Source organism: Cupriavidus necator A5-1, from assembly GCF_000744095.1.
In the GTDB taxonomy this organism is placed as follows: Bacteria; Pseudomonadota; Gammaproteobacteria; order Burkholderiales; family Burkholderiaceae; genus Cupriavidus; species Cupriavidus necator_A.
The window spans coordinates 3,498,745-3,511,414 of the sequence record NZ_JQLI01000008.1 but is presented as its reverse complement, the minus strand read 5'-3'; the positions used below and the strand labels follow the sequence as shown (position 1 = coordinate 3,511,414).

The 12,670-nt window shown below is 67.0% G+C and carries 11 protein-coding genes and 1 tRNA gene; 9 read left to right on the top strand and 3 right to left on the bottom strand.

The window, feature by feature from the left end:
* The first annotated feature begins 175 nt into the window (after nucleotides 1-175).
* The 7 genes from K307_RS40350 (at nucleotide 176) to K307_RS40320 (ending at nucleotide 8,581) form a co-directional block, all read left to right on the top strand.
* Nucleotides 176-3,025: a DUF4118 domain-containing protein gene (locus K307_RS40350; RefSeq protein ID WP_042888059.1), complete on the top strand. Its 2,850-nt coding sequence runs from the start codon at nucleotides 176-178 to the stop codon at nucleotides 3,023-3,025.
* 30 nt (nucleotides 3,026-3,055) lie between these two features.
* Nucleotides 3,056-3,751, top strand: a complete 696-nt coding sequence (kdpE, locus tag K307_RS40345) for a two-component system response regulator KdpE (RefSeq protein ID WP_042886616.1) — start codon at nucleotides 3,056-3,058, stop codon at nucleotides 3,749-3,751.
* A gap of 192 nt (nucleotides 3,752-3,943) precedes the next feature.
* A complete protein-coding gene (locus tag K307_RS40340) occupies nucleotides 3,944-4,333 on the top strand; it encodes a cupin domain-containing protein (RefSeq protein WP_042886615.1) in 390 nt (129 codons plus the stop codon).
* A 50-nt stretch (nucleotides 4,334-4,383) separates the two neighbouring features.
* Nucleotides 4,384-5,361, top strand: a complete 978-nt coding sequence (locus tag K307_RS40335) for a Bug family tripartite tricarboxylate transporter substrate binding protein (RefSeq protein ID WP_042886613.1) — start codon at nucleotides 4,384-4,386, stop codon at nucleotides 5,359-5,361.
* Nucleotides 5,362-5,399: 38 nt separating this feature from the next.
* Complete coding sequence (locus K307_RS40330; protein WP_042888058.1) at nucleotides 5,400-6,566, top strand: acyl-CoA dehydrogenase family protein; 1,167 nt, start codon at nucleotides 5,400-5,402, stop codon at nucleotides 6,564-6,566.
* Nucleotides 6,567-6,581: 15 nt separating this feature from the next.
* Nucleotides 6,582-7,742 carry a CaiB/BaiF CoA transferase family protein gene (locus K307_RS40325; RefSeq protein WP_042886611.1) on the top strand — a complete coding sequence of 387 codons (1,161 nt, stop codon included), beginning with the start codon at nucleotides 6,582-6,584 and terminating at the stop codon, nucleotides 7,740-7,742.
* 71 nt (nucleotides 7,743-7,813) lie between these two features.
* Nucleotides 7,814-8,581: an IclR family transcriptional regulator gene (locus K307_RS40320; protein ID WP_042886610.1), complete on the top strand. Its 768-nt coding sequence runs from the start codon at nucleotides 7,814-7,816 to the stop codon at nucleotides 8,579-8,581.
* 138 nt (nucleotides 8,582-8,719) lie between these two features.
* Here K307_RS40320 and K307_RS40315 read toward each other — a convergent pair.
* The 3 genes from K307_RS40315 to fdxA form a co-directional block, all read right to left on the bottom strand.
* Nucleotides 8,720-8,795: transfer RNA gene (locus K307_RS40315), tRNA-Asn, on the bottom strand.
* 242 nt (nucleotides 8,796-9,037) lie between these two features.
* On the bottom strand, nucleotides 9,038-10,147 hold the full coding sequence (locus K307_RS40310; protein WP_042886609.1) for an NAD(P)/FAD-dependent oxidoreductase: 1,110 nt from the start codon (nucleotides 10,145-10,147) through the stop codon (nucleotides 9,038-9,040).
* A gap of 76 nt (nucleotides 10,148-10,223) precedes the next feature.
* Nucleotides 10,224-10,547 (bottom strand): ferredoxin FdxA, encoded by a 324-nt coding sequence (fdxA, locus tag K307_RS40305; protein ID WP_022535951.1) that lies wholly within the window; start codon nucleotides 10,545-10,547, stop codon nucleotides 10,224-10,226.
* A gap of 307 nt (nucleotides 10,548-10,854) precedes the next feature.
* On the opposite strand from fdxA, the gene K307_RS40300 reads away from it, so the two are divergent.
* A complete protein-coding gene (locus K307_RS40300; RefSeq protein ID WP_042888057.1) occupies nucleotides 10,855-11,412 on the top strand; it encodes a hypothetical protein in 558 nt (185 codons plus the stop codon).
* 67 nt (nucleotides 11,413-11,479) lie between these two features.
* Entirely contained in the window at nucleotides 11,480-12,658 is a 1,179-nt protein-coding gene (gene pncB / locus K307_RS40295; protein ID WP_042886608.1) for a nicotinate phosphoribosyltransferase, read from the top strand.
* The last annotated feature ends 12 nt before the right edge of the window (nucleotides 12,659-12,670 follow it).

Below are 12,670 nucleotides of genomic sequence, written 5' to 3'. Positions count from 1 at the left end.
CAACGGCGGCTGCAGTGACGGTCGGAGCAAATAGTCGCCTTCAGGCCACATCGCTCGTATTCCCAACCGCCATTCTGCCAGCGTGCCACGGCCAGCGCGACCAGTGTGCGGCGCCCGCCGCCTGCGTGGCACAATCTGGCTGCGTCCGTGCCGCCGCCAGGCAAGGATGCTCACCATGCCTGAGCCGCGCCAATCCGATCACCGCCCCGACCCCGACCACCTGCTGCAGCGTATGCCGGCCGCCGGCGAGCGCGCCGCGCGCGGCAGGTTGCGGATTTACTTCGGCGCCTCGGCCGGGGTGGGCAAGACCTTCGCCATGCTGGCCGCTGCACGCGCCCAGCGCGAGCTGGGCACCGACGTGGTGGTCGGCGTGGTCGAATGCCATGGCCGCGCCGAGACCGAGGCGCTGGCCGAAGGCATCGAGCGCGTGCCGCTGCGCAGCGTCGCTTACCGCGGGCACGCGCTGCAGGAATTCGATCTCGACGCGGCACTCCCACGGCATCCCGCGCTGATCCTGGTGGACGAACTGGCGCATAGCAACGCGCCCGGGAGCCGTCATCCAAGGCGCTGGCAGGATATCGGCGAGCTGCTGTCGGCCGGCATCGACGTCTGGACCACGGTCAACGTCCAGCAACTCGACAGCCTCAACGAGGCGGTGGCCGGCATCACCGGCATCCGCGTGCGCGAGACCGTTCCGGATGCGGTCTTCGACGATGCCGACGAAGTGGTGCTGGTCGACCTCCCGGCCGACGAACTGCTGCGCCGGCTGCGCGAAGGGCGCGTGTACGTGCCCGAACAGGCGCGCCACGCGGTGCACAACTTCTTCCGCAAGGGCAACCTGATCGCACTGCGCGAGCTGGCGCTGCGCCGCACCGCCGACCGTGTCGACGACGACGTGCGCGCCTACCGGCAGGAAGCGTCGATCGAACCGGTCTGGCGCACGCGCGAAGCGGTGCTGGCCTGCATCGGCCATGGCAGCGACGCCGCACAGGTGGTGCGCAGCGCGCGCCGGCTGGCGGGGCAGCTCGACTGCGAGTGCCATGTGGTGACGGTGGCGGTGCCGCGACTCGCGCCGGTGCCCGAGGCGCAGCGCGAAGGACTCGACCAGGCGATGCGGCTGGCCGAGGCACTGGGCGCGCGCACCGAGACGCTGGCCGGCAGCGATATGGTTGCTGCGGTGGCCAGCTATGTGCGGCGGCACAACCTCACTAAAGTGGTGATCGGCCGCACGCCGGGGCGTTGGCCTGCTGACGATGTTTCGCTGCTCGGACGCGGCCGCACGCTGCTGGCGCGCGCGCTGGCGCCGTGGCTGGGCGCACGCGCGTGGCTGTTCGGGCGGACCAGCTTTGCCGATGCGCTCGCCAGCGCGTGTCCCGAAATCGATGTGATCCGCGTAGCGGCGGACAGTCGCCACCATGACGCGCCGCCCGAAGCGCACGCGTTGCCGGGCACCGAGCCGCCGCAGGACGTAGCCCGGCCCTCGCACCTGCCCGGCCTGCTGTGGGCCGTGGTCTGGTGCGCCGGCGCCACCGCGCTGTCGGCACTGGCGCGTCCCTGGTTCGACCTGGTCAATATCGCCATGCTGTTCCTGCTGGCGGTGGCGGGCGTGGCGCTGCGGCACGGCCGCGCCGCCGGGGCGTTCGCATCGGTGCTGGCAGTCGGGGCCTTCGATTTCTTCTTCGTGCCGCCGAAGCTGTCGTTCGCCGTCAGCGACGTGCAGTACCTGGTGACCTTCCTGGTGATGCTGTCGGTCGGACTGGTGATCGGCCAGCTGACGGCCGGCCTGCGCGAACAGGCCCAGGTCGCGGTGCAGCGCGAGACCGACGCGCGCACGCTGTACGAGCTGGCGCGCGAGCTGTCGGCGGCGCTCACCGACACGCAGATCGTCGCTATCGCCAGCCGCTTCCTGCGCGCGGCATTCGATGCGCGTGCGGCGTTCTTCCTGGTCGGCGCGGACGGCCGGCTGCGGCCGGGGGTAGTCGATGCCGAGGCGGGCGGCGCGGGGCAGAGCGATGCGATCGACCACGTGCTGGCGCAATGGGTGTTCGACCACGGCCAGCCCGCCGGCACCGGCACCGACACGCTGCCCTCCGGTACCGTGCTGTACCTGCCGCTGAAGGCGCCGATGCAGGTGCGCGGCGTGCTGGCCGTGGAACCGCGCACGTGGCGTGCGTTTGCCGAGCCCACGCTGCGCCGGCAGGTCGATGTCTTCGCCACGCTGATTGCGATTGCGATCGAGCGGCTGCACTATGTCGAGGTCGCGCAGCAGGCGCTGCTGACGATGGAATCCGAGCACCTGCGCAGCTCGCTGCTGGCCGCCGTATCGCATGACCTGCGCACGCCGCTGACCAGCCTGATCGGCATGGCCGAGACCCTGCAGCGTGGCACGACGCCGCCGCTGTCCTTTGAAGTGGCGGACACCGTGGCCGCCATGCGCGACCAGGCGCGGCGCATGCATGCGATGGTCGCCAACCTGCTCGACATGGCGCGGCTGCAGGGCCGCAATGTGGCGCTGCGCAAGGAGTGGCAATCGTTCGAGGAGCTGGCCGGCGCGGCGCTGGCGTCGTTGCGCGATGCGCTCGCACGCCACCGTGTGGTGATCGCCGACCTGTCCGCGCTGCCGCTGGTGGAATGCGACGGCGTGCTGATGGAGCGCGTGCTGTGCAACCTGCTGGAGAATGCGGCCAAGTACACCGCGCCTGGCACCGAGATCCGCGTGCGCGGCGATGTCTCCGACGACGCCGTACACCTGGTGGTCGAGGACGAAGGCCCCGGCGTGCCGGCCGGCATGGCGCGGCAGGTGTTCGAGAAATTCACGCGCGGCGAGCGCGAATCCGCCACCGCCGGCGTCGGCCTGGGGCTGGCCGTGTGCGAAGCCATCGTGCACGCGCACGGCGGCAGCATCCGGGTCGAGCCGGTGCATCCGCAGGCGGAGAGCGCCAGCCCGGGCGCCCGTTTCGTGGTGACGCTGCCGCGCGGCAATCCCCCGGTGCTGGAGCCGGAAGCGGCCGGCATGCCGGCCTGACCTCACAACCCTTCAAGGACCCGACAAGCGATGCCCTTCGAGTTCGCGCCCACGGTGCTGCTGGTGGAAGACGAGCCCCATATCCGCCGCTTCGTGCGCGCGGCGCTGCAGGACGAGGGCTGTACCGTGCATGAGGCCGAATCGCTGCAACGCGGCCTGATCGAGGCCGGCACGCGCCAGCCCGACCTGGTGATTCTGGACCTCGGCCTGCCTGATGGCGACGGCGTGTCGATGATCGGAGATCTGCGCACCTGGACCGAGGTGCCGGTGCTGGTGCTGTCCGCGCGCACCGACGAGTCCGAGAAAATCCGCGCGCTCGACGCCGGCGCCGACGACTACCTGACCAAGCCCTTCGGCGTGGGCGAGCTGGTGGCGCGCCTGCGCGTGCTGCTGCGCCGGCATGCGCGCAGCGGGGCGCAAGGCAAGGCGCAGGTGGCGTTCGGCGAGATTGCCGTGGACCTGGCCAACCGGCAGGTCACGCGCGCCGGCGAGCCGGTGCACCTGACGCCGATCGAATACCGGCTGCTGGCGGTGCTGCTGGCGCATCGCGGCAAGGTGATGACCCACCGCGAGCTGCTGCGCGAGGTGTGGGGGCCGTCGCATGCCGAAAGCAGCCAGTACCTGCGCGTCTATATGGGCCACCTGCGCCACAAGCTTGAGGCGGACCCCGCCCGCCCGGCCTACCTGTTGACCGAGATCGGCGTGGGCTACCGCTTCGCCGGCTAGCCCCGGCGTTACGCTCCGACCACTTCTTTGCCGATCACGCCGCGCGTGAGGCCGGCGCTCGCGCTGCCGCCCCTCCCGGTAAACCCGCAACGGGCCGGAAATCGTTTGACGGATGAATTCACATGTATAAACTGTTATTCATAAATATGAATTCATCGCCGTCCGATGGCGACCCCTGACAGGAGAGCTGCGATGCAGGACCGTCCGGTTTATTTCATCTCGACCGACGAGGTCGAGGGCTACCACCCCGCCAACCATGTCGGCACGCTCAACCGCCGGCTGATCGGGCCCGAGACCGTAGGCTCACGCCATCTCGAGGTGATCCACGGCACCATCGAGAAAGGCAAGGGCGCGCTGCCGCACGCGCACCCCGGCATCGAGCAGGTCTGCTACGTGCTGGAAGGCCGCGCCGTGGCCGAGGTAGGCGGCCAGCGCAAGGAACTGGGCCCGGGCGACTGCTGTTTCTTCCCGCCGGATGAGATGCACGTGTTCACGGTGGTCAGCGACGAACCGGCCAAGATTCTCGTCATCTATTCCCCGCCGTATGAGGAATCCCCCGACCGTGTGATACGGCCCGCCTGAGACGCGGCCGGCCACGGTATGGGTTCATATAACTACAGGAGACAACGACCGTGAAGTCCATCAAGAACGCCTTTGCCAGCCTGGTGCTCGGGTGCACCGCCGCGCTGGCGCCGCTGGCTGCCACGGCTGCCGACGAATTCCCGTCAAAGCCGCTGCGCCTGGTGGTTCCGTTCGCCGCCGGCAGCGGCACCGACGCCGTCGCCCGCCTGACCGCCAGGTACCTGGGCGAATCGCTGCATCAGCCGGTGGTGGTGGACAACAAGCCGGGCGCCAACGGCACCATCGCCGCCGAGTTCGTGGCCAAGGCCCCGGCCGACGGCTACACGCTGTTCATGACCACCAACACTACGCACTCGGCCAACCCCTCGCTGATGAAGCAGCTGCGCTACGACCCGGTCAAGGATTTCACCCCGGTCTCGCGCATGGGCAACCTGCCGTTCATGCTGGTGGTCAATCCGCAGCTGCCGGTGAAGACGCTGCGCGAATTCATCGACTACGCCAAGGCGCACCCCGGCATGAGCTACGCCAGCGGCAACAGCACCGGCATCGTCGCCGGCGCCACGCTGTCGAAGATGGCCGGGCTGAAGATGCTGCACGTGCCGTACAAGAGCACGCCCCCGGCCATGACCGACGTGATGGGCGGCCAGGTGCAGGCGATGTTCGTCGACTTCGCCGCCGGCATCGCCAACGTCCGTGCCGGCAAGCTGCGCGCGCTGGCGGTGACCACGGCGCAGCGCAGCGCACTGCTGCCCGACCTGCCGCCGGTGGCCAGCGCAACCGAGCTCAAGGGATTCGACATCACCTCCTGGAACGGCGTATTCGCCCCGGCTGGCGTGCCCGCGCCGGTGGTGGAGCGGCTCAACCGCGAACTGGTCGCCATTGCCACCAGCAAGCAGCATGCGGCGCAGTTCCACGCGCTGGGCTTCGAGCCGTTCGGCAGTACGCCGGCTGAGCTCAGCCAGTTTGTCGTGGCCGAACTGCAGAAGTGGTCGCGCCTGGTGAAGGACGCGGGCATCCAGCCGGAATGAGCACGCAACTGACCAACAAGATTCCACAGTCAACGCATATGAATTTCGATCTCTCCGAAGACCAGGCATCGATCGTCGAGGCCGTGCAGCAGGTCTGCACGCAATTCGACATGGAGTACTGGGACCGGCTCGACAAGTCCGCCACCTATCCGCATGAGTTCTACAAGACGCTGTGCGAAGGCGGCTGGCTGGGCGTGGCGATGCCCGAGGCGTTCGGCGGCGCCGGGCTGGGCATCCTCGAGGCGGCGCTGGTGATGCAGACCATCTCGCAGTCGGGCGCGGGCATGACCGGTGCCTCGGCCGTGCACATGAACGTGTTCGGCCTGAACCCGGTGGTGGTGTTCGGCACCGACGAGCAGAAGGGCCGCTTCCTGCCGCCGCTGATCGCCGGCAAGGAGAAGGCCTGCTTCGGCGTGACCGAGCCGGACGCGGGCCTGGACACCACCAAGCTCAAGACCTTTGCGCGCAAGGTGCCGGGCGGCTATTCGGTGAGCGGGCGCAAGATCTGGATCTCGACCGCGCAGGTGGCCGACCGCATGCTGCTGCTGGCGCGTACCACGCCGCTGGAGTCGGTGAAGAAATCGACCGAAGGGCTGTCGTTGTTCTACACCAAAGTCGATCGCAGCAAGATCGAGATCCGCGAGATCGACAAGATGGGCCGCGCCGCCGTCGATACCAACATGCTGTTTATCGACGACCTGTTTATCCCGGACGAAGACCGCATCGGGGAAGAGGGCAAGGGCTTCGAGTACATCCTGCACGGGCTGAACCCCGAGCGCATCCTGATCGCCGCCGAGGCCATCGGGCTGGGCCGCGCGGCGCTGGCGATCGCCACGCAGTACGCCAAGGAGCGCGTGGTGTTCGGCCGCCCGATCGGCATGAACCAGGGCGTGCAGCATCCGCTGGCGCAGGCGTGGATGCAGCTCGAATCGGCCAACCTGATGATGCTCAAGGCCGCCGCGCGCTATGACGCCGGCCAGTCGTGCGGCGCCGAAGCCAACGCGGCCAAGTACCTCGCCGCCGAGGCCGGCCACAACGCCTGCCAGACCGCGATCCTGACGCTGGGCGGCATGGGCTATTCGCGCGAGTACCGCGTGGAGCGGCTGCTGCGCGAGTCGTATATCCCGCGCATCGCACCGGTCAGCCCGCAGCTCATCATGTGCTTCATCGCCGAGCGCGTCCTGGGTTTGCCCAAGTCGTACTGAACGGGAGCGACGACGATGCCAGACGAGCAAGCGCAGGCTCCCGCCGCCACCGGGCCGCTGGCCGGCATCCGTGTGATCGACATGACCTCGGTCGCGATGGGACCGTATGCGACTCAGATCCTCGGCGACATGGGCGCCGAAGTCATCAAGGTCGAACCGCCCGCCGGCGACGTGTTCCGGCATGCCGAGCCGGCGCGGCATGCCGCGATGGGCGCCAGCTTCCTGAACCTGAACCGCAACAAGCAGTTCGTCGTGCTGGACGTGAAGCAGCCGGAAGACCTGGCCGCGCTGAAGGCGTTGATCGCCACGGCGGATGTCTTTGTCTCCAACGTGCGGCCGCAGTCGCTGCGCAAGCTCGGGCTGGACTATGCCTCGCTGCGCGCGGACCATCCGCGGCTGATCTACTGCGGCGCTTACGGCTATTCGGAGGAGGGCCCCTACGCGGGCGCGCCGGCATTCGACGACATCATCCAGGCGCGCAGCGGCATGGCGCAGTTCCAGGGCGCCAACTCAAACGAGGGGCCGCAGTACGTCAACACCATCCTGGCCGACAAGGTAGCCGGGCTGACCGTGGCCTACGCGATCCCGATGGCACTATACGAGCGCGAGCGCTCCGGCCAGGGCCAGGCCATCGAGGTGCCGATGTTCGAGACGCTGGTGTCCTTCCTGGCCACAGAGCAGCTCGCCGGCCAGACCTTCATCCCGCCGCTGGGGCCGGCCGGCTATCCGCGCGTGATGTCGGCGCACCGCAAGCCCTATCGCACGCGCGACGGCCATATTGCGCTGCTGCCCTATACCAGCGCCCAATGGCTGCGTTTTTTCGATGTGTCAGGCCATGCGGAACTGGCGCACGATCGTCGCTATGCCACGCCGGCCGCGCGCAGCGCCAATATCGACGCGCTTTACGCCACGCTGGCCGAGATCGTCGCGCAGCGCACCACTGCAGAGTGGCTGGACCTGCTGCGCGATGCCGATATCCCGCACAGCGAAGTGCCGGACTTCGACAGCCTCGCCGACGATCCGCACCTGCGCGCCACCGGCATGATGTTCGAGTACGACCATCCGAGCGAAGGCCGGCTGCGCGGCGTGGGCATCCCTACGCGCTTCTCGCGCACACCGGGCAATATCCGCAGCTGGCCGCAGGCCTTGCCGCAAGCCGAAGACGGGGAGGGCTGACCCCGCGTTGCCGAACGGCGCCGCCGCGTACAATCCCGGCCAACGGATACTGAAGTCGAGGAAGCCAAACGATGGCAGAAAACGAAGCGGCCGAGAAATCCGGTTACGCCAGCGTCAAGACCGCGCTGCGCGTGATCGAGATCATGGAGATCTATGCGCGCGAAGGGCGCTCGCTGACGCTGACCGAGTTGGCCAAGCTGCTGGGCGCGCCCATGTCGAGCTGCCTGGGGCTGATCCGCACGCTGGCCTCGCTCGGCTACCTGTACGAGACCGGCCGCCGCCAGGGCTACTACCCGACGCGCCGGCTGCTCGATATCGCCCAGCGCATCGCCCGCAACGACCCGCTGCTCGAACGCGTGCAGCCGGTGCTGGAATCGCTGCGCGACACCACCGGCGAAACGGTGATATTCGGCAAGCTGCAGGATGACGGGCGGGTGCTGTACCTGGAGGTGCGCGAGTCCGCCAATCCGGTGCGCTATATCGCCGCGCCGGGCGAGCTGCGCGATGCGCATGTGAACTCCATCGGCCGCGCCATCCTTGGTGCGATGCCAGCCGATGCCCGCGCCGAACTGCTGGCCGGCGTGTCGTTTGCCTCGCGGACGGGGCGCACCGTGGACTCGCTGCGCGTTTTCGAAGCCGCCATGCAGCAATGGCAGGCGCAAGGGTGGTATCCGAACCTTGGCGAATCCTTTCCTGACCTCGGCGCGATCGCTATCCCGGTGGCTATCGGTGGCGTGACCTATGGCATGTCCGTAGCGGGGCCGCTGCATCGGATCGAAGCCAATGCTGACGCCATTGTCGTGGCGCTGAAGGCCGCTGGCAGTTCGCTGCAGGGATAAGAAAAGAGGGGAAGACGTTGCGGCGGCCCGCAGGCTGTCGTGACGGCTGTCGAGGCGGGACAACGTTGAAGCGCATTGCACGAATCGAAGCCCAAAACGAAAAAGCCCGGTGCATATGCACCGGGCTTCCGTATCGGTTGGCTCCCCGACCTGGGCTCGAACCAGGGACCTGCGGATTAACAGTCCGTCGCTCTACCGACTGAGCTATCGGGGAACAGCTGAGAAAGAAATTATAGCCAGTTTCTCTTTTCTTCGTCAATACCTTTTCGACGTTTTGTTCGTGTCGCCAGGTGTCTGGAAGCTTCCGGCTTGCTGCGTTTGACGATGTTGAAGGGCATCTCTGCCGGCTTCAGGGCGTCGTGTTCAACAGCGAGGCCGCATTATAGCCACGCTTTCTGATTTGTGCCAGAAAAAAACCGCCTCGCGGCGGTTTTTTTCTTCAGCGCATGAAGCCGATCAGTCGAACACGGGCGATTCCACACCGAGGATCTTGTGCAGCTTCGGCGAGGTGGTCGTGTACTGCATGTGGATCTTCTTCTCGGGGAAGATATACGGCGCAGCACCGAACGCGGCCAGCGCGGCCTCGTGGAAGCCCGACAGGATCAGCTTCTTCTTGCCGGGGTAGGTGTTGATGTCGCCCACCGCGAAGATGCCCGGGATGTTGGTCTCGAACTTCTCGGTGTCCACCTTGATCTGCTTGCGCTCCAGGTCCAGGCCCCACTCGGCGATCGGGCCGAGCTTGGGCGACAGGCCGAAGAACACCAGCAGGTCGTCGAGCGGCAGGCGGCGGGTCACGCCGTCGGCGCCGGTCACCTTGATCTCGGTGAGCACGCCGTCCTTGTCTTCATAGCCGCCGATCTGGCCGACCAGGAACTGCATTTCCATCTGTTCGCACAGTTCCTTCATCTTGGCGACCGAGGCGGGCGCGGCACGGAAGCCATCGCGACGGTGGATCATCACCACCGACTCGGCCTTGCCGACCAGGTCCAGCGTCCAATCCAGCGCGGAGTCGCCGCCACCGACGATCACCAGGTTGCGGCCGTGGAAGCGGCTCGGGTCCTTGACGCGGTAGAACAGCTGCTTGCCGTCGAACCTGTCCAGGCCCTCGACCTTCAGCGTACGCGGCTGGAACGAGCCCACGCCGGCGGCGATGAAGATGGTCTTGGTGATAAAGCGGGTTCCGAGCGAGGTCTCGACGAAGAAGCGGCCGTCTTCACGGCGCTCGACCACGGCGACTTCCTGGCCCAGGTGGAAGGTGGGCTCGAACGGCTCGATCTGCTTGAGCAGGTTGTCGGTCAGTTCCTGGCCGGTGCAGATGGGCACGGCCGGGATGTCATAGATGGGCTTGTCCGGATACAGCTCGACGCACTGGCCGCCGACCACCTTCAGGGAATCGATGACGTGCGCCTTGATTTCAAGCAGGCCCAGTTCGAAGACCTGGAACAGGCCCACCGGACCGGCACCGACGATCAGCGCGTCGATCTCCAGCGGCTGGCCGCCGGCGGGGTTGCCGCCTTCGACCTGCCTGGTCGTGTCGGCAACGGGATTTGGAATGCTCAAGTCCATATTCGTCCTGATACGTTGGTGGGGCACCGTGTGCCCGGTATTGCGGAAAGCGCGTGGGGACGGCTTTCTTTTTTGTTCAGCGCTGCAGGTACTGCAGCTTGTCGGTGGCGTCCTTCCATTCCTCGGCCTCGGCCAGCGGGGCCTTGGTCTTGGTGATGGAGGGCCATGCGCGCGCCAGCTCGGCGTTCAGGTCAATGAACTGCTGCTGGTCGCCCGGGACGTCTTCCTCGGCGTAAATCGCGTTCACCGGGCACTCGGCCACGCACACGGCGCAGTCGATGCACTCATCCGGGTCGATGGCCAGGAAGTTGGGGCCTTCGCGGAAACAATCGACCGGACACACGTCAACGCAGTCTGTGTAGCGGCAACGGATGCAGGATTCGGTGACAACGTGAGTCATTTCGGTTCCAGGAAAACAGGTCGGCTTTTAATGGGAAACTTGTTCGGGCCGCTTCTTGCCGGCGGACACGCTCCATCCGCAACGTTGCAGAATGGGCTGGACGAGCGCCGGCCGAGGCCTTTCGGAAGCCGATATTGTAGCCGAGCCTTCCGACAACGATAGCGGGTCTATATAGCCGGATCAGATAGTTTTCTTATTTCTTTATGTGCTTTTGATCCAACGCATGGCGGCCGGCTGGCGTGCCGGCGTGTCCCGGCGCATGATGGAGGCCGCCTGCATGTCACATGTATCCGGCCGGGAGACCCATATGCCACGCCAGCCTCGCCGTTTTCATCCTGCCCGCCTGCGGCGCCATGTCGCGGTCCTGGCTGTAGTTGTGCAGTGGACGGCATTTTTCTTGCACTTCGATCCCGTTTCTGCGCAGACCCTGGCCCAGCCCGGCATGGCCGACAGCGTGGTGTCGCGCCTGGTGGCGTGGCGCGCCCGTTCCGATGCGCCAGTCGCGCTGCCGGCGCTGACCGCGTTTGACTGGGACCACTTCAGCGTGACCGACTCGCCCGCGGGCGACGCGATCGCCCATTGCGGCCGCGCCGGCCTGATGCCGTGCGGGCCGGAGTTGCAGCCGCAGCCGGGCGATCGGGTCCAGATGCTGCGCTTCGAGCGCGCGGGCACGCCGGTCTATACCGAGCGCATCCTGGCCGGCGACGGCGCTTTTGCCGAGCCGCTGCCGCAGCAGGTGCCACGCGACGCCGCCACGCTGGTGTCGTGCGCCGGTGCGGACGGCCGCCAGCTCTGGTGCCTGCAGGGCAAGGCCAGGGGCAGGGCGGCGCCGCGGCCGCCGCAGCCGTTCCTCGACGGCGCCTGAGCGCCACGCGCGCAGGTAGACTTCGGTTAGCATGTCGGACTGACCCGGCATCGCCGTCTGGCTCGCTATGATCATCCAGTCTCTGCTCGACACCGACCTGTACAAATTCACGATGATGCAGGTGGTGCAGCATCAGTTTCCGCAGGCGCAGGTCGAATACCGCTTCAAGTGCCGCAACGCGGGCGTCGACCTGACGCCGTATATCGACGAGATCCGCGCCGAAGTGGCACACCTATGCCAGCTGCGCTTCACCGACGACGAACTGACCTACCTGCGCGGCCTGCGCTTTATCAAGAGCGATTTCGTCGACTTCCTTGGCCTGTTCCACCTGAACGAGAAGTACGTGTCGGTGCGGCCGGCGCCGCAGGGCAACGGCGAGATCGAGATCTCGATCATCGGCCCGTGGCTGCATACCATCATGTTCGAAGTGCCCGTGCTGGCGATCGTCAACGAGGTCTATTTCCGCCGCACCCAGCCCCGGCCGGACCTCGCCGAAGGCCGCCGCCGGCTGGAAGACAAGCTGGCGCTGCTGAAGACGCCGGAGGTCGCCGATTGCGTTATCGCCGACTATGGCACGCGCCGGCGCTTCTCGCGCGACTGGCAGGAAGAGGTGCTGCTGACCATGCGGCGCGTGCTTGGGCCGCAGCTGGCCGGCACCAGCAACGTCCACTTTGCCCACCTGCACAATATGGTGCCGCTCGGAACGATGGCGCATGAATACCTGCAGGCGTGCCAGGCGCTGGGTCCGCGGCTGCGCGATTCGCAGGTGTACGCGCTGGAGCGGTGGGCGCGCGAGTATCGCGGCGACCTGGGCATTGCGCTGTCCGACACCTATGGCTTCGATGCCTTCCTGCGCGACTTCGACCTGTACTTCTGCAAGCTCTTCGACGGCGTGCGCCATGATTCCGGCGACCCGATGCTGTGGGGCGAGCGCATGGTCGCCCACTATGCCGCCAACCGCGTCGACCCGCGCACCAAGACGCTGATCTTCAGCGACAGCCTCGACATCCCGCGCGTGATCGAACTGTACGAGCGCTTCCATGGCCGGTGCCGGCTGGCCTTCGGTGTCGGCACCAACCTGACCAACGACCTGGGCTACACGCCGCTGCAGATCGTCATCAAGATGGTCCGCTGCAACGGGCAGCCGGTGGCCAAGCTGTCGGATACGCCGGAGAAGACCATGTGCGACGATGCTGGCTACCTTGCCTACCTGCGGCAGGTGTTCTCGGTCAAGGCGGCGCCGTAGCCGACTCGGCGC

What these genes read in the sequence shown, in the direction of transcription:
- K307_RS40350 (WP_042888059.1), top strand. Translation starts at nt 176, where the DNA reads ATGCCTGAGCCGCGCCAATCCGATCACCGCCCCGACCCCGACCACCTG.
- kdpE (WP_042886616.1), top strand. Translation starts at nt 3,056, where the DNA reads ATGCCCTTCGAGTTCGCGCCCACGGTGCTGCTGGTGGAAGACGAGCCC.
- K307_RS40340 (WP_042886615.1), top strand. Translation starts at nt 3,944, where the DNA reads ATGCAGGACCGTCCGGTTTATTTCATCTCGACCGACGAGGTCGAGGGC.
- K307_RS40330 (WP_042888058.1), top strand. Translation starts at nt 5,400, where the DNA reads ATGAATTTCGATCTCTCCGAAGACCAGGCATCGATCGTCGAGGCCGTG.
- K307_RS40325 (WP_042886611.1), top strand. Translation starts at nt 6,582, where the DNA reads ATGCCAGACGAGCAAGCGCAGGCTCCCGCCGCCACCGGGCCGCTGGCC.
- K307_RS40320 (WP_042886610.1), top strand. Translation starts at nt 7,814, where the DNA reads ATGGCAGAAAACGAAGCGGCCGAGAAATCCGGTTACGCCAGCGTCAAG.
- K307_RS40310 (WP_042886609.1), bottom strand. Translation starts at nt 10,147, where the DNA reads ATGGACTTGAGCATTCCAAATCCCGTTGCCGACACGACCAGGCAGGTC.
- fdxA (WP_022535951.1), bottom strand. Translation starts at nt 10,547, where the DNA reads ATGACTCACGTTGTCACCGAATCCTGCATCCGTTGCCGCTACACAGAC.
- K307_RS40300 (WP_042888057.1), top strand. Translation starts at nt 10,855, where the DNA reads ATGCCACGCCAGCCTCGCCGTTTTCATCCTGCCCGCCTGCGGCGCCAT.
- pncB (WP_042886608.1), top strand. Translation starts at nt 11,480, where the DNA reads ATGATCATCCAGTCTCTGCTCGACACCGACCTGTACAAATTCACGATG.